The organism is Humibacter antri (assembly GCF_054777235.1).
The window spans coordinates 160,206-185,113 of the sequence record NZ_BAAHAW010000019.1 but is presented as its reverse complement, the minus strand read 5'-3'; the positions used below and the strand labels follow the sequence as shown (position 1 = coordinate 185,113).

The window sequence follows — 24,908 nt, the reverse complement described above, 5'->3', positions numbered from 1 at the left end:
TCGGTGACGAATTCTCTTACCTTAATGGCGTCGGTGGCGCGGCCGAGGGCGTTGCCTTCCGAGCGGGAGCGACTTGCGGCCGGACCGTGAGGCGTCGAATGCCGCGACGCCGAATGCCCGCCTGCGGCTGCTCCCATGTCACGGGTTCGCCGCGGGCTCTGCGGTCGTCGTCGAGGACCTTCACGCCGTAGCAGATCCCGGCGACGATCCAGAGCAACGACGCCTGGCCCGCGACCCAATACAGGTCGAACTGCGCCTGGGTGAACCGCATCGCGACGACCGCCACTCCGACGGTCCCGTACACCGGATCCATCTTCCAGAGGTACCAACAGGCGACAGCGAACAACGCGAAGAACCCGATCAGCCCGAAAACGCCCACGGTCGTCAACACCTCCAGCTCCGCGTTGGGCGGCTGGAACGACTGGAATTGCCCGGAGAAGCGGTCTGTATACCACCAGCGCATGCCGACCCCGAAGACAGGCGATTTCAACCAGATCTGGAACGACTGCTCATACCAGTCCACTCGCTGGTACGCGGAATTGAACTGATTGCCGGACGCCAGCTGTGCCGTGAGTTCACTGACGACCCAGGCAACGCCTGGGATGGCGGCGAGCCACACGATGCGCACCCTTCGCCCGGTCTGGGGTCTGGCTCGGATGCTGACGATGAGGATGCCGACGATCTCGCCGACGAGTCCCTGCCTGGACTGCGCGGCCACGACGCCGAGCGACGAGATGACAACTACGAACCACGACCAGCCAGGGGACCATCGGAGCCACACGGGCCGCGCGAAAGCGATCACCGCCGCCGCGCCGAGCATTCCCCCGATGGTGTTCTTGTTCAGGTCACCCAAGAAGACCGGCTGGAACTCCCGCGTCGTTGCGAACGTCAGAAGCGACACGATGATCGTTGCGACTCCGATGCCGCAGCATGCGACCACATAGACGGTCAGCGCCAAGCGCGCCCGGTCGGCGCGCCCGATCACGAACCCGACGATGAGGCTGCCGAGCACGAGGAAGACCTCATGCACCCATTCGATGATGTTCGCGGCATACGGGTTGAGGATCTGGGTGGGTATCGCCGTCGCGAGGTAGAACACGCCGGCCCAGATGAGCGGGCGGAGAACGGCCGCCCCGCGGCCGCGGATCGTGAAGAGCGACACGACGGCGGCGGCAGCGAGCACGACATCCGAGACGCTGAGTGCACCGCCCACTCTCGTCAGCACAAGGGTGGCAGGCACCGCGAGCACCGGGACCAGCGACGCATCCCGGGCCGCAACGCCCGCCAATAGCACGACCACACCGACGACCAGCGCGAGAAGCGAGCTCCGTACGCTGAGGACTCCGAGCGAGACCCCGACGACAGCGGCGAGCGACGCCGCCGCCACGAAGGCGGGCGCGACCGGGTTCGGTGTCAGCCTCGCGTGCGCCATGCCCACATGTTATGTGGCGCGGAACAACCCGGCCGGTACAGCCTGGGCGCCGCCATGGCGGGCAAGGGGTTGCGGCGGGCCGGCCGGTTCGCACAGCGGCGCCCGGGTGCCCCGTCGCGGTCAGATCGCGAGCGTACGTCGCAATGCGGCGTCCAGTTCTGCGCGAGCGGTTGACCAGGTCTGCGCGCGCGCATGGGCGAGACCAGCGGCGGCGACTCGCCTTCGGAGCGATTCATCGTCGGCGAGCGACGCGATCGCACCCGCAAGTGCGTTCGCATCGCCGGGTGGAACAAGCATGCCCGCCGGGCCGGCCGCCTCTGGAATCCCTCCGATGTCGCTGGCGATGACGGCCGCGCCGGAAGCCATCGCCTCCAACACGGTGAGCGCATACGGCTCCCGCCAGCGAGACGGCACCACGACGACATCGAACTCACGAAGCAGCTCCGCCGTCCCGGCACGGGAGAGGAACGGTGTCATGGTCGCCCGCTGACCGAGCGGGGCGGCAAGTTCGCGAAGGGACCGTTCATAGCTGCTCAGCGGTGCGTCGTTCGAGAATCCGGACGCGCCGATGATCGTGCCCACGATGTCGGCACGATCCAGCAGTCGCAACGCCTCCAGCAACACGTCGGGCCCCTTGTCGCGAATGACGCGGCCGACGAACGCCACTCGCAGCCGATCGCCGCGTTCCGGGTCGGACCGCGGGTGAAATCGCTCCGTGTCAACACCGTTGTGCACGACTTCGATGCGCTGCTGCAACGCGGGCGGCAACGATGCGGCCAGTTCGACCATCAAAAAGCTGCTCACGCAGACGATCAATTCCGCCTGCGCCAGCACTCTCCCCGACTCACGCCGGGAGTACGTGCGAAGCACATTGTTGTGTGCGTAGAGCACGGGGGCATGTCGTCGGGCATCCACGCTCGGTATCAGCTGGGGGCCATTGTGGGCGAAGACGACAGAGGGCGCCCAGGTGCCCTGGATGGAGACCGTGGCCGCCCATTCTCGGCGTGCTCGCCGCCTCGGAACCAGCACTCGGGAGAAGCCCGCATCGAGATATCGATCGAAGCGCCGTCGTCGTACCGGGGCGTACTCGATCACCTCGGCACTGGGGTATCGGTTCGCGAAGGTTCCGCGTGCCACCACCACAGACGACGACGCCCCTCCCGCCGATGCCGCTGAAAGCCCGTCGACGACGGTCGGGATCGCGCTTCCGGTGGCGGGAGAGAAATGGTCTCCCGGAGTGATGACGTGAACGTACCGATCGCCCATGGCCCCCCGCGTCGGATCATCTGCCGCCATTCTGCAAACTATGTCATGCGCTGGGGATGTGCTGCGCTGGGAGCGGATACGGCGGCCGCGAAGGACCTCATCGGATCACGTCGTTCCAGATCGCTGCATGCTCCGCCGCACACCGTTCCCAGGTGAACTCGGATGCTCTGGCACGGCCTCTCGCCCGAAGCCCGCCACGATCGACATCGCCCTCCAGCACCGCGGCGATGCCCTCGGCGAGGCCCGTGCTGGAGGGCGAGACCAGGACTGCTGCGCCGCCCGCCACCTCCGGAAGCGAACTCGTCTCTGCCGCAACGACGACGGCGCCGGCGGCCATCGCCTCGAGCACCGGCAGTCCGAATCCCTCATGCAATGACGGCACGATGACGGCCGCAGCGCCGGCTATCAGCCCCGGCAGGAGCGAGTCATCGACACGACCGAGGAGCGCAGCGCCAGGCACGTCGCGGAAGAGCTCGGTTCGACGTCGGTGAGCTGGTCCCGCCAGCGCGAGCGTCACGTCGGGAAACACGGCGGCCACCCGCCGCCAGGCATCGGCGAGCGCACCGAGGTTCTTGCGCTGACTGGCGCCGCCCGCATGCAGAACGTACCTACCGGCGATGCCCATCTGCTCCAGAGCGGCGCGGTCGAGCGGGTCGGGATCGCGGAAGCGGTCATCCACCCCCAGGTGGACAACACGGAGGTTGTCGAGTCCGAACATCTCTGCGGCGTCGGCTGCCGTCGCCTCGGAGACGCAGACCACGGCCGCGGCTTTGCGCAATTCCTCGGGCGCGCTGGCGATCGGCGTGCCCTCATCGGGGAACCGCCATGCCACGACATCGTGCAGCGTCACGACCTCGTGTGGTGCGGGCGGAAGCGTCAGACTCATTCGGTGCACCAAGGCACCCCTGGGATAGAGCAGCCGGCCGATGGCGCGACGGATGCCCGGTCCGCCCCGCTCGAGCATCCCGACGGGCACTCGCCGGTCACCTGCCAGGTCCGACCGCAATGAGCGGATCGCCATCGGCTCAACCGCCCATTCACCGGGGCCGGCGGCCAGCGCCGCCGCTGCCCGTGACGCGACCTCGCGCTCGTATGTCTGTGCGCCCATCGGCTCGGCCGTCGCTGCCGTCGCAATCGCGAGCAGGTCCATGCGCCTCCTTCGCGATCGGGCGACATGACGGGCCAGTCTAGCGTGGCCCTGCGGGAGCCTGGGGCGGGCAAGTCGCGCGGATAGGCTGATGCCCGTGGGGCACAGCGATTTCGCCGTGAAGGCGGAGAACATCGGCAAGACGTACCGCCTCGGCGTGCGCAATGCCAGCCACTCGACGCTGGCCGAGGCCGTGCTCGCCCGCCTGCGCCCGCAGCACAAGTCGGACGAGTACAAGCGATTCGACGCGCTCGACGACATCAACTTCGAGATTCCGCAGGGCGAGGCGCTCGGCATCGTCGGCCGCAACGGTGCAGGCAAGTCGACCCTTCTGAAGATCCTCACGAGAGTGACGGCACCCTCCCGCGGGCGCATCGAATTCCGCGGTCGCATGGGCAGCCTCCTCGAGGTCGGCACCGGTTTTCACCCCGAACTGACCGGGCGCGAGAACATCTTTCTCAACGGTGCCCTGCTCGGTATGACCCGGGCCGAGATCCTTCGCCAGTTCGACGCGATCGTCGAGTTCTCCGGCATGGAACGCTTCCTCGACACGCCGGTGAAGCGATACTCCTCCGGCATGTACGTGCGCCTCGCCTTCTCCGTGGCAGCGCACCTGGAAACGGAGATCCTGGCGATCGACGAAGTGCTCGCGGTGGGCGACGCCGACTTCCAAAGACGGTCGCTCGACAAGATGCGCCAGGCCGCTAAAGAGGGACGCACGGTTCTCTACGTGAGCCACATGCTGCAGACCGTCAAGACGCTGTGCACGTCTGCGATCCTGCTCGAACGCGGTCGGCTCACCCACCACGGCTCGGTCGACTCGACGCTGCAGGCGTACACCGCCAGCTTCGACCGCTACGCACAGCACCAGGCCGACCCGGCGAACCGGCAGGGCTCAGGCGGCGTGCGTTTCGACCGGGTGTGGATGGACGACGACCACGTCGCCTCGGGTGACAGGATCGCCGTGCATTTCGACGTGCCGGCGATGACGACGTCTCTGGCGGTGAGCGACTACTGGGTCTCCGCACACATCGTCGACGACCAGGGCACAGTGATCGTGCAGTGCGACTCCAGACTCAACGGCAAGACGATGAGCGCCGACCGGCGTCACACGGGCCGGCTCGAGATCAAGAACCTCTGGCTCAAGCCGGGCACGTACTCGGTGGACGTCTTCGCATGCCAGGCGGAGAACATCCTCGACGTGTGGGATGCGGCGTGGAGATTCGAGGTCATGCCCGACCTGGGTTACGAGTCGAGCGCGACGACCGATGCGATCTCGGCCGGCGTCGTCCTGTCCGACTTCCAGTACGAGATGGATTGACACACCATGAAGACGATGGTCATCGAGCCGCCTCGACGGCTCAACCTCCCCCGCTGGTCCGATCTGTGGCAGGCGAGGGAGGTCGTCTACCGGCTGGCGCACCGCGACATCATTGTGCGCTACCGGCAGACGATCCTCGGGGTCGCCTGGGTCATCATCCAGCCCGTCCTCTCTGCCGGGGTGTTCTCCCTGGTGTTCGGAACGGTCGCCAAGCTCTCCAGCGACGGCCTCCCGTACTTCTTGTTCTCGCTGGCGGGCATGCTGCCGTGGAACCTCTTCAACGGAGCCCTCACCCGGTCGTCCGCGTCGTTGCTGTCCAACCAGGCCTTGGTCTCGAAGGTGTTCTTCCCTCGAATCCTGGTGCCGATCTCCTCGGTCGCCAGCGTGCTCCTCGACTTCGCTATCGGCCTAGGCGTCGGCGTCATCCTGCTCTTCGTGTACCACGTGAATCCGGGCCTGCCCGTGCTGCTCATCCCGGTGTGGGCCATCCTCATCGCTCTTCTCGGCGAGGGTCTGGGCATGATCGCTGCGGCCATGATGGTCAAGTATCGGGATGTGGGCTACGTCCTTCCGTGGCTCCTGCAGATCCTGCTCTACGCGAGCCCCGTGGCGTACTCGCTCTCTTCGGTTCCGGACCGGCTCCGCTGGATCTTCGACATCAACCCGATCACCTGGTTCCTCACGGCCTTCCGCTGGTCACTGGTCGGCACGACCCCGCCTGCCGCCTGGCAGGTGATCGGGCTCGTGGTGCTCTCGGTCGCTGTCTTCTTCGTCGGCGTGCTGTACTTCCAGAGCCACGAGCGCGAGTTCGCAGACATCATCTGACCCACTGGGCGCTTGCGGACAGATCACAGGAATCTCGAATCGGCCTATCCTAGGAATCCTCAGGTTTCGGTCGGCTCGCACCGACACAGCACCTTCGCGACGAGCGGTGCGCGACACCACAGGGGGACGTCATGCAGCCTACGAGCGAGGACTCCGGCGTTGGAACGGATGTCTCAGCATGCCCGGTCCATTTCGTGGACGTGGTCGCCGAGGTGGTGCGGAAGCATGGCGACGACATCGCCGTCGCCGATCCCACCGGTCGGCTGACGTATCGAGAACTCGATCGGTGGTCCGACGCCATCGCCGCAGACCTCGACGCCGCAGTCGGCCGTGGCGGCGATCCCGTGATGGTGCTCTCCCACCACGACACCGCCGCCGTCGCCGCATTCCTCGCGGTCGCGAAGTGCGGCAGGCCCGTCGTGATGCTCGACAGCACGGCGCCCGCCGGCCGGATGCAGGACATCGCGGACCTGGCCCGGCCGTCGGCGACCCTGTACGCCGCCGACCGGGCGTCGCAGGTGGATCTCATCGGGGCGGACACGGGCATGCGGATTCCGATCCCGGGTAGGCCCGGGAACGACGTGACGCCCTTTGCCGGCACGCCCCTGACCGATGAGACTCCGTTGTCGATCGTCTTCACCTCGGGATCGACGGGCAGGCCCAAAGGCGTCATCATCGGTTCCGTCCCCTTCGTCGCGGCGCTCACCGCGGCAGCGAGCGCCGGGGGAAACGACCAGCGGGTGCTCTGTCCCGTACCGCTCGGATTCGTGTTCGGCCTGAGCCTGCTGGTCCGTACCCTCACCCGCGGCAGCGAGCTTCACCTGCACGATCCCCGAGTGCTCGGCGTGCAGAGCCTCGCCGCACGGATCGACGACGACAGAATCACGGAGGTCGGCGCAACGCCGTACATCGTGCGAAGCCTCGCGCAGTCGATACGGCCTGGCCAGGTCTTCGGCTCCATTCGCCGTGTGCTTCTCGGCAGCGAGGCGGTGCTGACCCGCGACGTGGCCGCGGTGCGGGGCTTCACGGGCGAGGGCTGCATCATCGCGAACTCGCTCGGCTCGTCGGAGGCATGGGGCGTGACGAGCCTCGTGATGGATCGCGACTTCGTGCTCCCCGACCAGACCTTCATGCCTGTCGGAACGCCGGCGCCCGGTCGCGAGGTCGTGCTCGTCGGAGAGGACGGCGAGGTGGTCACGGAACGTATGCGGCCGGGCGTCATCCACCTGATCGCGCAGCACATGTCCGGCGGGTACTGGCGAGACGCGGAATCCACCGCGGCGCGCTTCAGCACGCTGGAAGACGGCCGCCGTTCGTACAATACCGGCGATCTCGGTCGGTGGAACGTCGAGGGACAGCTCGAGTACCTGGGGCGAGCCGACAACATGGTGAAGGTGCGCGGCTACCTCGTGGAACCGGCCGAGGTGGAGTCGCACATCCGCGCCACCGGCGAGGTGGACGACGTGGTCGTGGTCGGCCGCCCCTCCACCAGAGGGGACGGCTCGACGGCGCTCGTGGCCTACGTGGTGCCGACCCTCAACGCCTGGATCTCGGGGGCGGCGATCCGTCGGCACCTCGTCTCAGAGCTTCCCAGCTATATGGTGCCGGCACAGGTGGTCGAGCTGACGGCCCTTCCCCGTAACCCCAACGGCAAGATCGACCGCCTGACGCTTCCGGAGCCGCCGCCGCCCGCAACCCCTGCGAGCGTGCGCAAGTACGAGTACGAAGAGGCGATCGCCGACGTCGCGGCCGCCACGCTCGGCCTGGAGGCCATCGGCGTCGATGACGACCTGTTCGAACTCGGCCTGGATTCCCTCGCCGTCGAAGAGATGGTCGCTATCCTCGAAGACCAGCTCGACCTGCAGATCTCCTCGGCGACCATCATGCAGAATCCGACCGCCGCGCAACTGGCGCGTCTGCCGCATGGCAACGCCGAGCATCTTGTCGACGGGGTCATGACGATGCTCGCGCCCGGCGATGGATCCCCGATCTTCGCCATCAGCGGTGCAGGCGGCCTTGCGTTGCAGCTGCGCGAGCTCGCCCAGCAGCTGCACCTCGGGAGGCCGGTGTACGGCATCCAGGCGCACGGGCTCGAGGGAAACGCATTCCCCGACCGAACGATCGCGCAGATGGCGCGGCGCTATCTGCGCACCATTCGGAGGATTCAGCCGTCCGGACCGTACTCGATACTCGGGCACTCGCTCGGGTCGATCGTCGCGTTCGACCTCGTCCGTCGACTCGTCGCCGCGAACGAGGAGGTGGCGTTCCTCGGCCTTCTCGATCCCCCAGACGCGTCGACGATCGAACGCTCCGCCCTCCTGTCGTCCTTGTCGGCATCCGACGTTGCGCACGGCGAGCATCGCTCGGCGGTCGGCCGGCTGCGCGACGAACTCGCCGAGCGCTACCCGTTCGCCACGCGATCGTTCTGGCGGCGGGTGCACGCCGATGGACGTTTCCACCCTTGGTTCGAGGCCGGCGCATCAGCCGCGCGGCGCTATCGGCTGCATGATCCGCTCGCCGTGACGAATGCGTGCGTCTACCTGGCCGAGGGCACACCGGCGACCGCGGCCGAGCACTGGTTCAGCACGCCGGCGACGATCGTCAACGTGCCGGGCGACCACCTTTCCATGCTCAGGAGGCCGTACGTGGCCGAACTGGCCGCCAGGGTGTCCGAGCACGTCGAGGCGCGGTGACGTCGGTGCGGATCCTGTGGGTCAGCGCGGAGACGCCGTCGCGCGTTGGACAAGGAGGCCAACGGAGGCAGTTCCATCAGATCAAGGCATTGGTGGCGCGTGGCCACGACGTCACGGTGCTGGTGCCGACGGCCGGGCAGAACGATGCCAGCATCCGCACCATCGTCCCAGTGCTTCGGCCACGGCTCGGGCTCTTCGGCCACCTGTCTCAACACCTCGTGCGCCGCATGCGGAGAACCATCGGCGCCCCCGAATGGGATGCCGTCGTGGTGTCGCATCACGAGTCCTTCTGGCTGCTCCCCGACCAGGTCGGTGCTCCGGTGCTGCTCGACATCCACAATGTGATGAGCCACTGGCATCACGCCGCGGGCAGAACCGCGCTCGCGGCGCAGGCCCGGGGCATGGAAGTGCATGCGATCCGGGCCGCGGATGGCGTAATGACCTGCTCGGCCGTCGAGACCCGCCGCCTCATCGGCGCGCATCCCGAGGCGTCGGGCAAGGTGTTCACCGCCCCACTGGGGGTCGACCCGGCGGAATGGCCGGACACCGGGTTCCCGCGGAACAGCGCGACGGTCGTTTTGTTCGGGAGCTGGTCCTGGCATCCGAATCGTCTAGGGCTGGACTGGTTCGTGCGCGAGGTCTGGCCCCAGGTCGCCGACCGGCTTCCGGATGCCGTCGCTCTCGTCGCCGGCAGCGGCGTCGACGACACATCGTGGTGGCCCTCCGGCATCCGCTTCGTCGGCCGGGTTCCCGATCTCTCCGCTTTCACCTCCGCGGCATCGGTGGTGGCGGTGCCGGTGAAGGACGGTGTCGGAGCGTCGGTCAAGTTCGCCGAGGCCCTCGCGTCCGGTGGCGCCGTCGTCGCGACCGATGATGCCGCCAGCGCATTCGATGCGCCGCCCGCCTTCGTCTCCGACGATGAACGGGAATGGGCGGACTGGATCGTTGAGCGATTGCGTCAGCGGTCGTCGGAGCCGGCACCGTCGCCTGCTCGCGCGATCGCACTGTCGCAGCTGACGTGGGATGCCGCCGCCCAGCCGATCGACGACTGGCTTCGCACGCACGCACGCAGGCGCACCCATGCCGGGCCGATATCGTCGTGATGTGGTGACGGCCCCTCTCCCCGTGGATGCGCAGACACCCGGCGTGCCTGACGAACCGGCCATGTCGCTAGTGGTCTGCACGACCGGCGCCCCTTCTGAGATGCCGGCATTGACCCGCCGCCTGTCCGACGTGCTCGACGCGAATGCCGACGTGGAGGTGCTGCTGGTCGACAACTCGGCGCGGGGCGGCCTGACCGTTCCGGATCCGCGCATCCGGGTGGAGCGCTGCGAGGCTCCTGGCCTCTCGCGCGCCCGCACCGTGGCCTGCGAACGGGCGCGGGGGCAGGTGCTCATTTTCACCGATGACGATGTGGAATTCAGCCCGGACTGGCCGCCGGCCATGGCGAAACCGCTGCTGGAGGGCGTGTGGGACGCCGCGGCTGCGCCGGTACGTCTGGGAACCGAGTTCGATCACCTGCGAGCGACGCTCGCCAGGGAATGGCTCGCAGAGGCCAACCTCGGCGACACCGTGCGCCTCGTCGGAGCGGGCATGGCCATTCACCGCCGTGCGCTCCTCCTGGGCCGATGGGATGAGCGGCTGGGGGCGGGATGCGCTGATTTCGCGTTCGGTGAGGAGTCGCTCTTCGAGCTCATGATCACGAAGCGGGGCGCCACCGTCGGTCTCGTGCGTGAGGCGGGGGTAGTGCATCATCCGGACCCTTCGCGCGCCACGAACGATCACTTCTTGCGGATCGCCCGGCAGAAGGGAATGTCGGATGCCTACATCGGCTATCACTGGTGGGGTCAGTCGCTCGACAGGCCGCGGCTGCGCGAATGGCGACGGCGTGTGAGGCTACGGGTGTATCAGCTGCGCCACGGCAGCCGCCAAGGGCTGGACGAGCATGAGCTCCGGCTCGCCGAATCGGTGGGGGTGGCCGCAGGGTATGCGATGCTGCGCGGGGAGCCGCGCGCCTATCCGCAGGGCGCCGACTCCGCCACGACACGCTACGACGCCGCTGACGAAGGCACATCCGATGAGGACGGCAGCTGAGACTGCCGGCCCAACGCCGGCGCGGCAGGCGTCTGTCGCGCCGCCGACACGGGTCTACTACGTGCTTGCGGCCCCTTGGCCCTCCGCCTGCGTGTCGGACACTCCCCGGTAGACGGCCTCGTATGCATCCACCGCATGGTCCCAGCTGAACGATCGCACGCGCCGTGCGCCGGCCGCGCCCAGCGCCTCCGCGCGGGCCGGATCGGCTATCAGGCTGCGCAGGGCTCCGGCCATCGCGTCGATGTCGGTGGGATCCACCAGCAGCCCGTCTTCACCGTCCGTCACGAACTCGGGCGGACCGCCGTGCGTGGTGGCGACGAGCGCGACGCCCGCTCGCCATACCTCCAGCGCCGCGATCCCGAACGACTCGAAGCGGCTGGGCATGACGCCTATTACCGACCCCAGTCGCAGTGCACCCACTGTCGCCCGGTTCAGCCAGCCTGTCAGCACAACCCGATCACCGACGCCGAGCACCTCGGCCTGTCGGCGCAGTTCGTCGAGCTCCGGACCCCCGCCGCCGATGACGAGCCGCACGTCTTCGGGGAGACCTGCGCGGGCGAACGCCCCGATCAGCAGATCGAATCCCTTCATGCGCTGCAACCGCCCGACCGCGGAGATGTAGCGACCGCCGACGCCGTCCGGCGGGGTGCCGACCGACTCGTCGAGGTCGATCCCGTTGAAGACCACGACACCGCGGTCGCCCGCCAGACCGAAGCGGGCGACCAGGTCGTCGAGGGCGGCCTGCGAGCATCCGGTCACCGCGGCGGCGGCGGCAAGGCCCTTGCGCAGGCTGTCGACGGCGAAGCGGGAATGCGCGAAGACCCCGGCGTCGTCAGCCAGCGTCTCGCCGTGGGCTGTGATGACCAGCGGTGTTCCCGTACGCCCGGCGAGCACGCGCGCGTACGTGCCGTTCGGGCCGAAGCAGTGCACGTGGATGAGCTCGGGTCGGTGTGCACGGAAGGCTCGGCGCCACCGCAGCGCGGCGAACGGCACGCGGAGCGCGAAGCCGAGCATCCCGCGTACGGAACGTGCCGGCAGTGGCGCGGGAAGCTCGCGCACCTCGATGCCGTCGACCCGACGGATGCGGTGACCGCCCTGGCGATCGATCGTCCAGACGACGACCTCATGGCCGCGGTCTCGCAGAATGCGGGCAACGTTGCGCACATGCTCCTCGACGCCGCCGACGTACGGGTCGTAGGAACTCGTCGCCAGCGCGATCCTCACGATGCAACCGCCACGCGACCCACGCTAGCGCCCGTCATGGGATGAGCCACGCACCCTAAAGTGGAGGTGTCGCGAGCGAAGGGGGAGACGATGCGCCGGCCCCGCGTGCTCCTGCTCGACCACACCGCCAGTGAGGGCGGCGCCGAGGTGGCGCTGCTGCGCCTCGGCGAGATGTTGCAGTCGTGCGGGGCGTTCGAACTGCGGGTTCTGCTTTTCGCCGACGGGCCCATGGTCAGTCGGATCTCGGCGGCGGGCATCCCCACCGCAGTGCTCCGCCTTGCCGACGACGTGGCGGCCGCGTCTCGTGAACGCCTTCTGGCCGGCGGCGTGCGACCGGCGATCAGCGCCCTGAGGTTCCCGCTTCGGCTGGCGCGTGCGATTCGCGGCTCACAGGCCGATCTCGTCGTCGCGAACTCGCTCAAATCCGCCGGGTTCGCGTTCCTCGCCGCCCCGCTGGCCGGTCGGCGCTGGGTGTGGCACCTGCACGACCGGCTGGCCGACGACTACCTACCGACACCGCTCAAGCTCGCCATGCGTCTCATTGCCGTCCTCGGACCGTGCGCCATTGTGACGAACTCGGCAGCGACGCTCGAGACGCTTCCCTCCCTCGCCCGGCGCAAGGCGGTGATCGCCTACCCAGGGCTGCCCGCTGAGGCGTTCGCAGAGGCATCCGAAACCCCTGCCACCCCCGTCGTCGGCATCGTCGGCCGCGTGAGCCCTACCAAGGGCCAGCGCGAGTTCCTCTACGCCGCTGAACGCGTCGCACCCCACTACGAGCACGTACGGTTCGCCGTGATCGGGGGCGCACTCTTCGGCGAGGACGATTACGAGGTGGAACTGCGCTCGCTCGCCGAGCGACTGGGCATCGCCGACCGAGTCGAGTTCACCGGTTGGGTCTCGGATGCTCCTGCTCGTATACGCGGATTGGCACTCCTCGTGCACGCCTCCCCCGTTCCCGAGCCGTTCGGCCAGGTGATCGTCGAGGCGATGGCGGCCGGGGTGCCCGTCGTCGCGACCGCCGCCGGTGGCGTGCCCGAGATCCTCGACGGGCGTCGCCGTGCGGAGGGGCCGTGGTCGACGACGCCGCTGGGCGTGCTCGTGCGCCCGGGGGATGTCTCGTCGCTGGCCGAGGCGATCGTCTCGGTGCTCGGCGACCCCCGAGCTGCGGATGCCCGCGCGGAGGCGGCTCGCGCCGACTCGGCGTTGCGATTCACCATCGCCGAGACCGCGCGAGTCGTCTCGGGTGCCTGGAACGGGGCACTGCCGGGCCGGGTTCGCGTCCGCTAACCTGTGACCCTGCCGGGACCGGCGAACGAGACAGAGGGCGCGACATGAAGATCATCGAAACGGACATCCAGGGCCTCATCGTGCTCGAGCCGACTCCGCATCGTGACGAGCGCGGCTATTTCACGCGCACCATGGATGTCGCGATCCTCGCAGACGCCGGCATCGATCCGGCGAGCTTCAAGCAGGAGAACCAGTCGCGTTCCTACCAGGGCGTGGTGCGCGGATTGCACGGGCGGGCGAACGACGGCGAGGCCAAGCTCGTTCGCTGCGCGCACGGGGCCGTGCTCGATATCGCCATCGACGCGCGGCCCGGATCCCCCACGTTCGGCGAGGTGCGCACATTCGTGCTCGACGACCAGGTTCACCGCCAGGTCTACATTCCGCGCGGCTTCCTGCACGGATATCAGGCACTGACCTCGGTGACCGACTTCTGCTATCGCATCGACGACTTCTACGGTCCCGACGAGGACCTCACGGTCGCATTCGACGACCCGGATCTCGCAGTGGTCTGGCCTGCGCCGATCACGATCGTGAGCGAGCGGGACCGCAACGGCATCTCCTGGCAGGAGTACAAGCGCTCGGTGGGCGCCGCCTGATCCGAGCACGCGTGCCCGCGGCGCGGCGTCTACTGCGCGTCGAGGCCTACTGCGCGTCGATCTCCGTCGGCACCGGGTCGACCACGACCCACTTGCCGCCGCTCTGTTCGATGCCCGGCATCGCGCGCCGCACCTCGGGCAACAGGTCGGAGATGAAGAGGAGCACGCGATCCGGCGCAGCGTCCACGAGTTCGTCGGGCGACACGATGGGTATGCGCGTTCCTGGCATGGTGCGTCCGTGTTTGGCGGTCGACGCGTCGGCGATCATGCTGACATCGTCTGACGACACCTCTGCCGACGTGAGCAGCGCAGCGGTTCGTGACGCGGCGCCGTAGCCGGCCACCGTAAGCCCCTGCTCCTTCGCCCTGTCGAGGTAGGAGCGGATCGCTGCCACCGAATCGACCAGCGCCGTGTGCAGCGACTCGGTGACGCGCGCGGGGTCGAGCACGCCCAGCGCCGTCTCCTCCTCGATCAGCCGCGTCACCGATTCGGCCTGGGCCGGCCCCCGGGTTCCGTCTTTCCTGGCGAAGGCCAGCAACGTCGTTCCGTTGTTATAGAGCGGGTACGACCAGGCCCCGATCGCCACGAGGCCGATCTCGTCGCCCATGCGCACCATCACCGGCGTGGTGTAGTACGCGAAATGCCCGTTCTTGAGCGCGTTCCACATGCCCTCCCGCACGATCGCCGAGGCGTTGTGGATCATGAAGAGGATGATGCCGTCGTCGGAGAGGTGGTCCCGTCGCTCGAGGAACGCCGCCTTCTGATCGGGAGCGTGCATCATGCCGTGCACGTCGACGATGAGGTCCGCTTCCCCGTCGGTCACCTCGATCAGGTCGAACGGCTCCAACTGCTTGTGCCACGACCCGCCGTGCGGACTGGGGTAGTGCAGAACGCGGGCGGCGTGCGCGATGAGGCCGGCGGCATCCGCGTCGGCGACGCACAGTTCGGCCTGCCGCACCAGCGCGGCCGGCTCCACCCCCATGATCTCCTCCGGCGTCGTCGGGTCGTCTTCGAGTTGGAGCAGGCCGCTCACCGGACTGAAGACCATACGCATGCGGTATCGCGGATCCGGCGTTGGGTCTGTCGGCCGCGGGAACAGGTCGGACGCCGGTTGCTCCCCCAGGTCGAGCACAACGACGCCCGACGCGTCGCCCGACCACCGATCACGCCACTGCTGGACGGGCTTCTGCGTGCTGCTCATGACGCCTCCTGCTTCTGATTGCGCACCAGGTACCGATCGACCTGATCGGCCGTGATCCCGAAAGGCGACTCGCCGGCCCGAACTCGTTTCTCCCACTCGACCGTGAACTCGATGGCCTCGGCGACACGAAGCGTCGGACGCCAGCCCAGCTCGGCGCGGGACTTGGCCGAATCGACCATCAGAAGCCCCGCCTCGTGGGGTCCGCCGTCGTCCTCGTCGATCCATCGGGCATCGCCGCCCCACAATCTGCCGGCCTCGTCGGCGAGCGCGGCGACCGTGAGCTCATCATCGGAGGCGGGGCCGAAGTTCCATGCCGTGTCGTTCAGCGACTCGTCCAGCTGCTCGGCGAGCGTGAGGTAACCGCTGAGCGGCTCCAGCACGTGCTGCCAGGGCCGCGTCGCGCCGGGTCGACGCAGTCGGGCCGGGCGGCCCTCGGCGAAACCCGAGATCAACTCGGGGATGAGAGCATCCGGCGTCGCATCGCCGCCGCCGATGACATTGCCGGCACGGGCCGATGCCACTGCGAACCGTTCGCGGGGGTATGAGGCTGCGAACGAATGCGTCGCCAACTCGGCCGCCGCCTTACTGGCGCTGTACGGATCATCGCCGCCGAGCGGATCGATCTCGCGGTACCCCCATGACCACTCGTTGTTGCGGTACACCTTGTCGGTGGTCACCACCACGACGCGCTCGACCGAGTCGACGCCGCGCACGGCCTCGAGCACTGACAGCGTCCCGTCCACGTTCGCCGAGAAGGTCTCACGCGGTGTCAGGTACGACTCACGCACGAGCGACTGTGCTGCCAGGTGCAGCACCACCTCTGCACCGGCCTGTCGCGCGGCATCCGATACCGCATCCGCGTCGCGGATGTCGCCGCGCACATCGTGTTCCAGACAGTCCGCGATTCCCGCTCGTCGGTAAAGGAAGGTCGCAGGCGTCTGCAAGGCAAAACCGTGGATCCGCGCGCCCATCCGATGAAGCAGAAGACACAGCCACGCGCCTTTGAAACCGGTGTGGCCCGTGATCAAGACGGACCTACCAGCCCAGTACGCTGTGTCCATAGTCACACCGTAGGGCATGCCGGTCTCACCGACGCAAAGCCAGGGGGTAGGCAATGAACGCAGCCAACGACGACATCGTCGACCGATTCTCGGAGTCGGCCAGACTGCAGCAACGGCTGCATGAGCTCATTCCGGGAGGTGCGCACACGAACGCCCGCGGCTCCGACCAGTACCCCGAGCAGATGGCTCCCGTGATCGTGCGGGGAGACGGCGCCAGAGTGCTCGACGTCGATGGCAACTGGCTCGTCGAATACGGCATGGGGCTGAAGGCGGTGACCCTCGGCCACGCCTACCGGCCCGTGGTCGAGGCCGTGTGCCGGGCCGCGGCCGACGGCGTGAACTTCTCCAGGCCGACCGTGTGGGAGGTGGACGCCGCCGAGCGGTTCCTTCGGATGGTTCCCACGGCCGAGATGGTGAAGTTCGCGAAGAACGGTTCCGACGTCACGACTGCTGCCATCAAGCTCGCACGGGCGGCCACCGGACGCGACCTCGTCGCGGTGTGCCGCACACAACCGTTCTTCTCGGTCGACGACTGGTTCATGGGCGCCAGCGCAATGCCCGCGGGCGTGCCGCAAGCGGTGCGCGACCTCACTGTGGGGTTCGCGTACAACGACCTCGACTCGCTGCGCGCCGTGCTCGACGAGCACCCGGGCCGGATAGCCGCCGTGATCATGGAGGCGGCGACCGGCACCGTCGAGCCGGCCACCGGGTTCCTTCAGGGCGTGCGCGAGCTGGCCGACCGCGACGGATTCGTGCTCGTCTTCGACGAGATGATCTCAGGGATGCGATGGTCGCCGGCCGGCGCCCAGTCGGTCTACGGAGTCACACCCGATCTGTCGACCTGGGGCAAGGCGCTCGGAAACGGCTTCAGCGTTTCCGCGCTCGCCGGCAAGCGGGAACTCATGGAGCTGGGTGGCCTCAACACCGACGCATCGCGCGTCTTCTTGCTTTCGAACACCCACGGCGCAGAGACCACGGGCCTCGCCGCCTATCTCGCTGTCGCGGACGCCTACGAGCAGCGCGACGTCGTCGGTGTCATGGAGTCCCAAGGCGAGAAACTCAGGGCCGGATTGCTCGAAGCGGTCGCGGACGCCGGGATGTCCGACCACATCGCCATCCTGGGCCGCCCCTCTGCACTCGTGTTCGGCACGAAAGACAGCGGGGGCAAGCCATCGCAGGCCTTCCGCACCCTCTTCATCCAGGAACTGCTGCGGCACGGCGTGCTCGCGCAGTCGCTCGTGATCTCGGCTGCGCACACCGACGCCGACATCGAGACCACTGTCGATGCGGTGCGAGCGGCATCCGTCGTCTACGCCAAGGCGATCGAGACCGGTACGACCGACCGCCTTCTGCTCGGCAGGCCGGTGGCTCCGGCGATACGCGAGTTCGCCGCGCCGCGGCGGTTGGGAGTGTGACATGAAGGTCGTGCTGTTCTGCGGTGGCATGGGAATGCGCATCCGTGCCGACAATCAGTCCGCGCCGAAGCCGATGACCTCGATCGGCGATCGTCCGATCCTCTGGCACATCATGCGCTACTACGCCCACTTCGGCCACACGGAGTTCATCCTCTGCCTCGGCTACGGAGCGAACGTCATCAAGGACTACTTCCTCAACTACCGCGAGACCGCATCCAACGACTTCGTCCTCAGCAACGGCGGCCAAGACGTGGAGATGCTCGAGTCCGACATCTCGGAGTGGAAGATCACCTTCGTCGACACCGGACTCACCACGGCGATCGGCGAGCGCCTGCGTCGGGTGCGCCCGTACCTTCAAGACGATGAGGTCTTCCTGGCGAACTATGGCGACGGAGTGTCCGACGTCGACATGAACTCATTGATCGCCGCCCTTCCTGCCGAACATGTCGGCAGCCTCCTCGCCGTTCCACCGCAGGACTCCTTCCATGTGGTCGGGCTCGACCAGGAAGGCGGTATGACCGGCATCGTTCCCGTGGCGTCGATGAACATGTGGATCAACGGCGGCTTCTTCGTACTGCGACAAGGCATCTTCGACTACATCGGCGAGGGCGAAGACCTTGTGATGGACGGATGCATCCGCGCGGCAGCGGCGGGAAGGTTCACGGCGAACCGGTACGAAGGGTTCTGGGCGTGCATGGACACGCTGAAGGAACGGGCGTATCTCGAGGAGCTTCACGCCACAGGCACCGCTCCGTGGGAACTGTGGCGACTGAGGGAAACGGTGTGACGTCGCCCTCAGCACAGACGTCGGCGGGGCGTGGATCGTGACGGACCGCAGGATTCGAGTGGGACTCTGGGGCGTGTTCGGCCGCGGCAACTTCGGGAACGAGGCCTTGCTCACCGCGTTCCTTCAACGTCTCGACCCGGCGGAGTACGAGCCGGTCATCTTCTGCGAGGACCCGGACGCCGCGTCCGAGTTGCACGGCATACCAGCGGTCAGTCTCGGACGCCCCGTCGAGGGTCGCGCGAGATCGGGGCTCCATCGTGTCGCATCCGCGGCATTCAACCGGCTGCATCTGCTGCGGGGGGCATTCGCTGCTGCGCGTCGCGTCGACGTCGTGATCGTGGTGGGCTCAGGAGGCCTCGAGCGCTACGGGGCAGGTGCGTTCGGCACGCCCTTCGAAATGTGGGCGCTCGGATTCGCCAGCCGACTGATCCGACGCCCCTTCATACTGCTCGACATCGGTGTCGAGGTGCTTCCTCGGCGGCTGGCGCGATTCTTCGTCCATGGCGCGGGGCGCACCGCAGCGTATCGCTCCTATCGCGACACCATCTCGCGTCAGAACATGACGGCGAATGGGCTGCGCTCTGCCGCCTCCGACCCCGTGGTCACGGATCTGGCCTTCGGACTGCGCCCCGCACGCAAACCTCGGTCGCCGGAACGGGTCGTGGCGCTCGGCGTGATGGACTACTGGGGCCGAGACGACTCGCATGAGACGAGCGAGGCGGTGCACCAGGCGTACACGGCCGGGTTGCTGGCCCTGACCCGAGCCTTCCAAGCCCGCCGATATCGGGTGCGACTGATCGGCGGCGACGACGAGGATCTCGAGTACGCGCATCTTCTCGCGGCCAGTCTCACCGACAGCGCTCCCGTCGTAGAGGCGCGAAGTCCCGAGGAGCTTGTCGCGGAGATGTCGGCGGCGCACGTGGTGGTGGCCTCTCGCTACCACACGGTCATCATGGGACTCCTCGCCGGGACCCCGGTTGTCTCGATCGGTTACGGGGACAAGCACCGCGCCATCCTCGATCAATTGGGAGTGCCCTACGAGCACCATGACATCGAGTCGTTCGATGCACGAGACGTCGCCGAGGCGGCAGTACGGCTGGCTTCGGAGCGGCCGGCGCTGACCGCGAGAATCGACGCGGCGGTGGATGCGGCCCGCGACCGACTGGATGCGCAATGGCACGAAATCGAACCCGTGCTGCTGACGATGAGAAGAGCATCATGACCGTTCTCGGCTTTCCCTCCGGCCCGCTGACCGTGTTCGCCATCGGCGCGCATCCCGACGACATCGAGATCGGGTGCGGGGCGACACTGCTCTCGCTCGCCTCGCGCGGCGACACAGACCTGCGCACGCTCGTCGCCACCGGAACCCCGGAACGCCAAGACGAGGCGCGCCGTGCCGCCGCCGCGTTCGGAGCCTCGACAGAGCCGGCATTCGGCCATCTCCCGGACGCCCGGCTGCCCGAACACTGGGGCGCCGTCAAAGACCTCCTGCACAGGTTCCGCGACGACAACCCGCAGCCGGACGTCGTGTTCGTGCCGCGCTCCGAGGATGCGCACCAAGACCATCGCCTGCTCGGGACGCTGGCGCCGACGGTTTGGCGCGGGCCGCTCGTGCTGCACTACGAAATACCCAAGTGGGACGGCGATCTCGCTCGGCCGAATGTGTACGTACCAGTCTCGGAGGCGGACGCGTCCCGCAAAGTGGGGCTCCTGAATTCGCTGTTTCCCTCGCAGCGCGGGCGCGATTGGTGGGACGATGAGTTCTTCCTGAGCATCATGCGGTTGCGCGGCGCCGAGGCTCAGCACAGGCCGGGTTCGGCAAGCGGCGCGGAAAGCGGCCCCGCAGCGACAGCACCGAGTAGATCCACAGCACCGAGTAGATCCACAGCACCGAGTAGTTCCACAGCACAGAGTAGATACGCCGAGGCGTTCTCGGCGGCCAAGCTGATCATCACAACGGAGTGACGATGACACGCCTCACGTTCGGCATCCCTGTCTACAACGGTGAGCACTACCTGGGTTCCGCGCTCGGTTCCGTGCAGGAGCAGGGCGAGTCGGACATCCGCATCGTCATCTCCGACAACGGCTCGACCGACGGCACGCAGGAGATCTGCCGAACCGCCTCAGCACACGACGAGCGGATCGAGTATCACCGCTACGAGGAGAACCGAGGCGGAATCTGGAACTACCGGAACGTCACAGAGCTCTGCAGGACCGAACTCTTCAGCTGGATGGCCGCCGACGACATCAAGCTGCCCGGATTCGCCCGCGCGACCATCGCCGCCCTCGACGGGGGAGGGCCGGAGACGGCATTCGCCTGCCCGCGCACGCGCATCATCAACGGCGAGGGCGTGGTCTACGAAGACCTCAACGACGCGAGTATGGGGCTGGACGCCGAGACCGCGCACCAGCGCGTGAGGAACATGCTGCATGCACAGGCCTCTCATGCGATGTACGGCGTCATCCGCATGTCGGCACTGCGCAAGACACGGGGCATCCGATCCGTTCTGGGCGACGACATCGTGCTGCTGGTCGAGCTGCTGTGCGCGGGCAAGATGGCGACTGCTCCGGAACAGGCGTTCCTGCAACGACGTCACGACGCCCAGGTCTCGGTGCAGGGCTCGGCAGCATCGGCTTGGTTCGCTCCCGGCCAGCGCGGTAACCGTTCGTTCGCCGAGACACGCACCAACATCGAGATGTACCGCGGAGTCGCGCACAGCGAGCTGCCCTTGGCCGAGAAAGCGCGCACGTTGTCGACACTCGGACCGTCCTGGGTGTTTCCACGCTGGCGGGCGATGGCGCGAGACGTCGCCAACGCGATCGGGATGAGCCAGGGGGCCGGTCGCCTTCGCGCACAGCAGGCCGCACAGGCAGCGGCACAGGCCCGAGCGAGCGAGGGTGGCGAGCCGGGCACCCGATAGCCATGCGGGGTGCCGTCGTCGGTCGCTCCGTGTGCGGCAGGAGACTTCGGATGCCCGCTACGCGGATCCGCGTCGACCAAGGGCCCTGCGCGGGCCCCGGTCATGAGAGGCGGCGTCTCGCCGGTTGAGACCCGGTCACGTGCCGAGGGCTTCGGCGACGAGTTCGCCGATGTCGGCCGGCCACGCGTGCCCTCCGCCCTCCACTGTGCGAAGCCGCACGGACACCCCGGGCGGGCATCCGGTGTACGAGGTGATCCGGATGCCGCCTGCATCGGGCGTGGTTGAGGCGCGAGATCCACAGCCGTCGAGCGCCGCCCACCGCGCGACCGCATCCGGTGCGGAGAGCACCGTCGTTCCTCCGCCGACGCCTGCGAATGGGCCGCCGCCGTACGGTATCGCGTCGTCGGCAGTGCCGTGCACCTCGAGCACCGAGACCGGCCGGCTCGGCCGGCACGATTGCGACACCGAGACGGGGAGCGGTCCCGACACCGGGACGATCAGGCGCACGGCATCGGCCAGGCGGCAACCGAGCAGGTCGGTCAGGAGCGCGCCGTTGGAGAAGCCGACTGCGGCGACCCGCTGACGGTCGATGGGGACCATCCCCTGGATGCGCTGGAGTGCGACGCGCGCGAACGCCACGTCGTCGATGCCGGCCACCTCGGCCGGGGTGTGTCCGGCACCTTCGTTCCAGGTGTTCTGGTAGCCCTGCAGGAACGCGACCACCATGCCGCGCTGATCGGCGACACTTTCGAAGTCGGTGCCCGCTGCGGTGCTCAGAGCGGTGTCGCCCGCACCGTGGAAGACGAGGACGAGCGGCATGGGCCCCTTCGCGGGGCCCTTTGGAACGTGCACGATCATCGTGCGTGTGCGGCCGGCCGCTTGCACCGTGATGGTGCGGTCGCCGGCCGGCACCGAAGCGGAAGCAGTCGTCGCAGGCGCAGCGGTCGAGGACTCCGCGCCGCCCGTCCGTGCTGCGGAGCCCCAAACGGCCCAGGCGATCCCGGCCGCCAGAAGCACGGCGACCCCCGCAAGCGCCACGCCCATGATGAGCGGGCGCTGAGAACGCCGGCCGTCAGACTCCATCGATGTGCACCAGCTCCGTCACACGTTCCAGGACCGCGCGGAGCCCGTCGTGATCTGCGGCCGCACCGAGCACGGAATACACGTGTCCGTGGTTGCCATCCCGCCAGTCCACATCGTGACCCGGGCCACGGTTGAGGGCCACCTCGCGCACACCCGGCATCGACTTGACGTCGTCGAGTCCGGTGACGGCCGTGATGCGGTGCACGTCGTCGGCCGCTTGCATGTACAAGAGATAACCGATGCCGCGGGGCTCGGGCGTGCCGACATCCACTCGATCCCCTAGCGCGATCCGGATCGCGATCTCGAGAAAGTGGATGCCTGTGGTCAGCTCGAGCATCTCCGGGACGCCGCCGCCTATGCGACCGTTCACCTCGATGACGACGGGGCCCGCCGGAGTGAGCTTCACCTCGATGTGCAGACACCCGATCGTGATGCCGAGCGCTCGAGCGGCCGCGTTCGCCGCGTCGATGACCGCGTTCGCCCGCCGCCCGTCTATCTCGGCCGGAATGAAGAACCCGGTCTCGCGGAAGGGCCACGCGGGCGGTGTGCGGCCGGTGACCGCGAGAGTCGTGATGACCCCGTCGGACACGAAACTCTCCACCGAGACGTAGTTGGCGAAAGCCGCTCCGCAGAGCTCGGCAACGGCATCCGGAATGTATTCCTCCAGCACCCACTCCCGGTCTGCGTGCTCGTCGGCAGACTCCTCGGCCGTGGAGACGATCGAGCGCACCTGCGCGATCGAGTCGACCGGCATGGTGTTCCGGCTGCCTTCACCGCGCCGCGGCTTCAGCACGGCAGGGAAAAACGCCTCTTCACCCACCCGGACCCATTCGTCATCCGCAGTGTCGCGATGCAGAATCCAGCTGCCGGGAGTCGGGAGTCCTGCGGCGCGAAAGGCCGCACGCTGCGCGAACTTGTCGGTCAGCAGTCTCGTGGTCTCGACGCTGTGGAAGGGCAGGTCGAGGGATGCCGCCAGCTGCGCCGTCCACTCCAGGAGCTCGTCGGCGAGCGCTAGCACGCCGTCGAGCCGTTGCTCGCGCACCAACTGTGCGGCTGCGCGGCCCGACATTCCCGCGACGTCGACGACCGTGCCCAAGCGCGCGAGAAGCCTGGCCATCGACTCCAGCCGGGGATCGCCCGTGTCGACGATCCAAACGAGATCGCACAGCCCCTTCGCCGCCTCGACGATGGAGAGGGTGGCGAAAGACCTCGGGTGGAACACGAAGCCGAGACGTCGTCGCGGCCCCTCGGCCTGCGACACCTCAGAGCGCCTTGCGGGCGACGAGGAGTTGTGCGTTGTCGTTCATCAGACGGTCGTTGCTCACCATGACGAGGCCGCCATGAGCGTCGCGCACGATGCGATCAAGGGCGAACGCCGTATCACGGCGGAAGCCGGCCATGCCGCAGATGCTGAGGGCCGAAGTCGCCGTCTTGACGGCGACTTCGGAGGTCGAGACCTTCAACGCCCTCAGCCCTACGATGAGGCCGGCATCCTGCCCATCCCCAGTGCGGTCCAGCGCCTCATAGCGCAGCGCCGAGGCGATCAGAAGGCTTCGCGCCGACTGGAGCTCACTGGCGAGCTCTGCCAGCCGCATGGCGGACGGCGGCAGTGTTCCGATGCTGCGCCGCGCGGCGGCGTTCACGAAGGAATGCGCCTTCGCCGCGGCGGCCTCCGCCAGTCCTACCCAGACGGCGCTCAACAGGATCTGTCTGGCCTGTCCGGCACCGTCGTTGGAGATGACCGAGAACGGCACGGGAAAGAGCGCATCCGACCTGATGTCTGCCGAGAGATGGAACCCCGACGAGCACGTTCCGCGCAGGCCCATGGTGTTCCATTCGCTGGTGCGCTCCAACGTCGCGTCGCGCTTGCGGCACACCATCATGACCTGGTCCGTCTCCGCCGCGTCGGCGTTCGGGCGCGCGATGGTGACGATCGCGTCCGCATACTCCCCATAAGAGATCGCGAGAGCGTCCTTCTCCAGGTGCCAGCCCCCATCACGCTGCTCGAGGGCGCAGCGGCTGCGCGAGACGTCGCCGCCGATGCCGACCTCGCTGTTCGCGTTGGCGAGCAACAGTCCGTCGTTCGCCACCTCCTGGAGCACGGCCCGCAGTGCGGGGGTCGTGCCGTGTCTCACCAGATTGAAGACCTCGATGCTGTGCATGCCGAGAACGAGCGCGCTCGAGGTGCAGTGAACGGCGAGTGCTCTGACGGCCTGAGCCACTTCGGCCAGAGATGCGCCTCCGCCTCCTAGTTCGACCGGAACGAGGGCCGCGAGCAGCCCGGATTCGCGCATAGCGGTCACGGCCTCGTGCGGGAAACGGGCCCGCTCGTCCACCTCGTCGGCGACGGGTCCTGCGACCTCCACACCGATCCGCCACGCCACCCTCTCCGGATCGCCCGCACCCGCGGCGGGCGCGGAGAGCCCGTCGATGAGCACTTCATCGGCGCGGTCGACCGACTTGATTGTTGTGTCTTGACTCACCACGACTCCCTACGTCGTCGAACCGACGACATCCCATATCGCCGGGCGAGCAAGTGCGATCGCGTCGAACCG

General features: G+C 67.9%; 21 protein-coding genes. 12 read left to right on the top strand and 9 right to left on the bottom strand.

Going from position 1 to position 24,908, the window contains the following annotated elements:
• Nucleotides 1–16 precede the first annotated feature (16 nt).
• From ACYVDK_RS07205 to ACYVDK_RS07195, 3 genes are all read right to left on the bottom strand, one after another.
• Complete coding sequence (locus tag ACYVDK_RS07205; RefSeq protein ID WP_460520061.1) at nucleotides 17–1,432, bottom strand: O-antigen ligase family protein; 1,416 nt, start codon at nucleotides 1,430–1,432, stop codon at nucleotides 17–19.
• A 120-nt stretch (nucleotides 1,433–1,552) separates the two neighbouring features.
• Nucleotides 1,553–2,728: a glycosyltransferase family 4 protein gene (locus ACYVDK_RS07200; protein ID WP_460520059.1), complete on the bottom strand. Its 1,176-nt coding sequence runs from the start codon at nucleotides 2,726–2,728 to the stop codon at nucleotides 1,553–1,555.
• A gap of 67 nt (nucleotides 2,729–2,795) precedes the next feature.
• Nucleotides 2,796–3,848, bottom strand: a complete 1,053-nt coding sequence (locus ACYVDK_RS07195; protein WP_460520056.1) for a glycosyltransferase family 4 protein — start codon at nucleotides 3,846–3,848, stop codon at nucleotides 2,796–2,798.
• Between the two features lie 94 nt (nucleotides 3,849–3,942).
• On the opposite strand from ACYVDK_RS07195, the gene ACYVDK_RS07190 reads away from it, so the two are divergent.
• The 5 genes from ACYVDK_RS07190 to ACYVDK_RS07170 all read left to right on the top strand — a co-directional run bounded on the left by ACYVDK_RS07190 (nucleotide 3,943) and on the right by ACYVDK_RS07170 (nucleotide 10,778).
• Nucleotides 3,943–5,166, top strand: a complete 1,224-nt coding sequence (locus ACYVDK_RS07190; RefSeq protein ID WP_460520053.1) for an ABC transporter ATP-binding protein — start codon at nucleotides 3,943–3,945, stop codon at nucleotides 5,164–5,166.
• Nucleotides 5,167–5,172: 6 nt separating this feature from the next.
• A complete protein-coding gene (locus tag ACYVDK_RS07185; RefSeq protein ID WP_460520050.1) occupies nucleotides 5,173–5,991 on the top strand; it encodes an ABC transporter permease in 819 nt (272 codons plus the stop codon).
• A 131-nt stretch (nucleotides 5,992–6,122) separates the two neighbouring features.
• Nucleotides 6,123–8,684, top strand: a complete 2,562-nt coding sequence (locus ACYVDK_RS07180) for an AMP-binding protein (RefSeq protein WP_460520047.1) — start codon at nucleotides 6,123–6,125, stop codon at nucleotides 8,682–8,684.
• Nucleotides 8,681–9,787 carry a glycosyltransferase family 4 protein gene (locus ACYVDK_RS07175; RefSeq protein WP_460520044.1) on the top strand — a complete coding sequence of 369 codons (1,107 nt, stop codon included), beginning with the start codon at nucleotides 8,681–8,683 and terminating at the stop codon, nucleotides 9,785–9,787. The genes ACYVDK_RS07180 and ACYVDK_RS07175 overlap by 4 nt, the downstream gene beginning before the upstream one ends.
• Before the next feature lies 1 nt (nucleotide 9,788).
• Nucleotides 9,789–10,778, top strand: coding sequence for a glycosyltransferase family 2 protein (locus ACYVDK_RS07170; protein ID WP_460520042.1), 990 nt, complete (start codon nucleotides 9,789–9,791; stop codon nucleotides 10,776–10,778).
• 57 nt (nucleotides 10,779–10,835) lie between these two features.
• Here the strand turns inward: ACYVDK_RS07170 and ACYVDK_RS07165 are convergent, their stop codons facing one another.
• Nucleotides 10,836–12,002 carry a glycosyltransferase family 4 protein gene (locus ACYVDK_RS07165; protein ID WP_460520039.1) on the bottom strand — a complete coding sequence of 389 codons (1,167 nt, stop codon included), beginning with the start codon at nucleotides 12,000–12,002 and terminating at the stop codon, nucleotides 10,836–10,838.
• 90 nt (nucleotides 12,003–12,092) lie between these two features.
• Between ACYVDK_RS07165 and ACYVDK_RS07160 the strand changes: the two genes are divergently transcribed.
• Nucleotides 12,093–13,289 (top strand): glycosyltransferase, encoded by a 1,197-nt coding sequence (locus ACYVDK_RS07160; RefSeq protein WP_460520036.1) that lies wholly within the window; start codon nucleotides 12,093–12,095, stop codon nucleotides 13,287–13,289.
• A gap of 44 nt (nucleotides 13,290–13,333) precedes the next feature.
• Nucleotides 13,334–13,885, top strand: coding sequence for a dTDP-4-dehydrorhamnose 3,5-epimerase family protein (gene rfbC, locus ACYVDK_RS07155; RefSeq protein ID WP_460520033.1), 552 nt, complete (start codon nucleotides 13,334–13,336; stop codon nucleotides 13,883–13,885).
• Nucleotides 13,886–13,931: 46 nt separating this feature from the next.
• Here the strand turns inward: rfbC and ACYVDK_RS07150 are convergent, their stop codons facing one another.
• Together ACYVDK_RS07150 and rfbG are read right to left on the bottom strand one after the other, a co-directional pair.
• Nucleotides 13,932–15,086 carry a class I SAM-dependent methyltransferase gene (locus ACYVDK_RS07150; RefSeq protein WP_460520031.1) on the bottom strand — a complete coding sequence of 385 codons (1,155 nt, stop codon included), beginning with the start codon at nucleotides 15,084–15,086 and terminating at the stop codon, nucleotides 13,932–13,934.
• Nucleotides 15,083–16,147 (bottom strand): CDP-glucose 4,6-dehydratase, encoded by a 1,065-nt coding sequence (gene rfbG / locus ACYVDK_RS07145; RefSeq protein WP_460520028.1) that lies wholly within the window; start codon nucleotides 16,145–16,147, stop codon nucleotides 15,083–15,085. The genes ACYVDK_RS07150 and rfbG overlap by 4 nt, the downstream gene beginning before the upstream one ends.
• Nucleotides 16,148–16,200: 53 nt before the next feature.
• Between rfbG and ACYVDK_RS07140 the strand changes: the two genes are divergently transcribed.
• The 5 genes from ACYVDK_RS07140 to ACYVDK_RS07120 are packed head-to-tail and all read left to right on the top strand — an operon-like array spanning nucleotide 16,201 to nucleotide 21,270.
• Nucleotides 16,201–17,562: a PLP-dependent aminotransferase family protein gene (locus ACYVDK_RS07140; RefSeq protein ID WP_460520025.1), complete on the top strand. Its 1,362-nt coding sequence runs from the start codon at nucleotides 16,201–16,203 to the stop codon at nucleotides 17,560–17,562.
• A gap of 1 nt (nucleotide 17,563) precedes the next feature.
• Entirely contained in the window at nucleotides 17,564–18,349 is a 786-nt protein-coding gene (locus ACYVDK_RS07135; protein WP_460520022.1) for a glycosyltransferase family protein, read from the top strand.
• A 37-nt stretch (nucleotides 18,350–18,386) separates the two neighbouring features.
• On the top strand, nucleotides 18,387–19,571 hold the full coding sequence (locus ACYVDK_RS07130) for a polysaccharide pyruvyl transferase family protein (RefSeq protein WP_460520019.1): 1,185 nt from the start codon (nucleotides 18,387–18,389) through the stop codon (nucleotides 19,569–19,571).
• Entirely contained in the window at nucleotides 19,568–20,314 is a 747-nt protein-coding gene (locus ACYVDK_RS07125; protein WP_460520016.1) for a PIG-L deacetylase family protein, read from the top strand. Before ACYVDK_RS07130 ends, ACYVDK_RS07125 begins: the two co-directional genes overlap by 4 nt.
• Nucleotides 20,315–20,316: 2 nt before the next feature.
• Nucleotides 20,317–21,270, top strand: a complete 954-nt coding sequence (locus tag ACYVDK_RS07120) for a glycosyltransferase family 2 protein (RefSeq protein ID WP_460520013.1) — start codon at nucleotides 20,317–20,319, stop codon at nucleotides 21,268–21,270.
• A gap of 135 nt (nucleotides 21,271–21,405) precedes the next feature.
• On the opposite strand, the gene ACYVDK_RS07115 is transcribed toward ACYVDK_RS07120, so the two are convergent.
• The 3 genes from ACYVDK_RS07115 to ACYVDK_RS07105 are packed head-to-tail and all read right to left on the bottom strand — an operon-like array spanning nucleotide 21,406 to nucleotide 24,836.
• Nucleotides 21,406–22,353, bottom strand: coding sequence for a CE1 family esterase (locus tag ACYVDK_RS07115; RefSeq protein WP_460520010.1), 948 nt, complete (start codon nucleotides 22,351–22,353; stop codon nucleotides 21,406–21,408).
• The gene (locus ACYVDK_RS07110) at nucleotides 22,343–23,614 is read right to left on the bottom strand and encodes an ATP-grasp domain-containing protein (protein ID WP_460520007.1); all 1,272 of its coding nucleotides are present in this window, start codon (nucleotides 23,612–23,614) and stop codon (nucleotides 22,343–22,345) included. Before ACYVDK_RS07110 ends, ACYVDK_RS07115 begins: the two co-directional genes overlap by 11 nt.
• 1 nt (nucleotide 23,615) lies before the next feature.
• Complete coding sequence (locus tag ACYVDK_RS07105; protein ID WP_460520005.1) at nucleotides 23,616–24,836, bottom strand: acyl-CoA dehydrogenase family protein; 1,221 nt, start codon at nucleotides 24,834–24,836, stop codon at nucleotides 23,616–23,618.
• Between the last annotated feature and the right edge of the window lie 72 nt (nucleotides 24,837–24,908).

Coding starts and splice junctions, on each gene's coding strand:
- rfbC (WP_460520033.1), top strand. CDS start 13,334: ATGAAGATCATCGAAACGGACATCCAGGGCCTCATCGTGCTCGAGCCG.
- ACYVDK_RS07185 (WP_460520050.1), top strand. CDS start 5,173: ATGAAGACGATGGTCATCGAGCCGCCTCGACGGCTCAACCTCCCCCGC.
- ACYVDK_RS07160 (WP_460520036.1), top strand. CDS start 12,093: ATGCGCCGGCCCCGCGTGCTCCTGCTCGACCACACCGCCAGTGAGGGC.
- ACYVDK_RS07205 (WP_460520061.1), bottom strand. CDS start 1,432: ATGGCGCACGCGAGGCTGACACCGAACCCGGTCGCGCCCGCCTTCGTG.
- ACYVDK_RS07125 (WP_460520016.1), top strand. CDS start 19,568: ATGACCGTTCTCGGCTTTCCCTCCGGCCCGCTGACCGTGTTCGCCATC.
- ACYVDK_RS07180 (WP_460520047.1), top strand. CDS start 6,123: ATGCAGCCTACGAGCGAGGACTCCGGCGTTGGAACGGATGTCTCAGCA.
- ACYVDK_RS07120 (WP_460520013.1), top strand. CDS start 20,317: ATGACACGCCTCACGTTCGGCATCCCTGTCTACAACGGTGAGCACTAC.
- rfbG (WP_460520028.1), bottom strand. CDS start 16,147: ATGGACACAGCGTACTGGGCTGGTAGGTCCGTCTTGATCACGGGCCAC.
- ACYVDK_RS07140 (WP_460520025.1), top strand. CDS start 16,201: ATGAACGCAGCCAACGACGACATCGTCGACCGATTCTCGGAGTCGGCC.
- ACYVDK_RS07115 (WP_460520010.1), bottom strand. CDS start 22,353: ATGGAGTCTGACGGCCGGCGTTCTCAGCGCCCGCTCATCATGGGCGTG.
- ACYVDK_RS07135 (WP_460520022.1), top strand. CDS start 17,564: ATGAAGGTCGTGCTGTTCTGCGGTGGCATGGGAATGCGCATCCGTGCC.
- ACYVDK_RS07195 (WP_460520056.1), bottom strand. CDS start 3,848: ATGGACCTGCTCGCGATTGCGACGGCAGCGACGGCCGAGCCGATGGGC.
- ACYVDK_RS07200 (WP_460520059.1), bottom strand. CDS start 2,728: ATGGCGGCAGATGATCCGACGCGGGGGGCCATGGGCGATCGGTACGTT.
- ACYVDK_RS07150 (WP_460520031.1), bottom strand. CDS start 15,086: ATGAGCAGCACGCAGAAGCCCGTCCAGCAGTGGCGTGATCGGTGGTCG.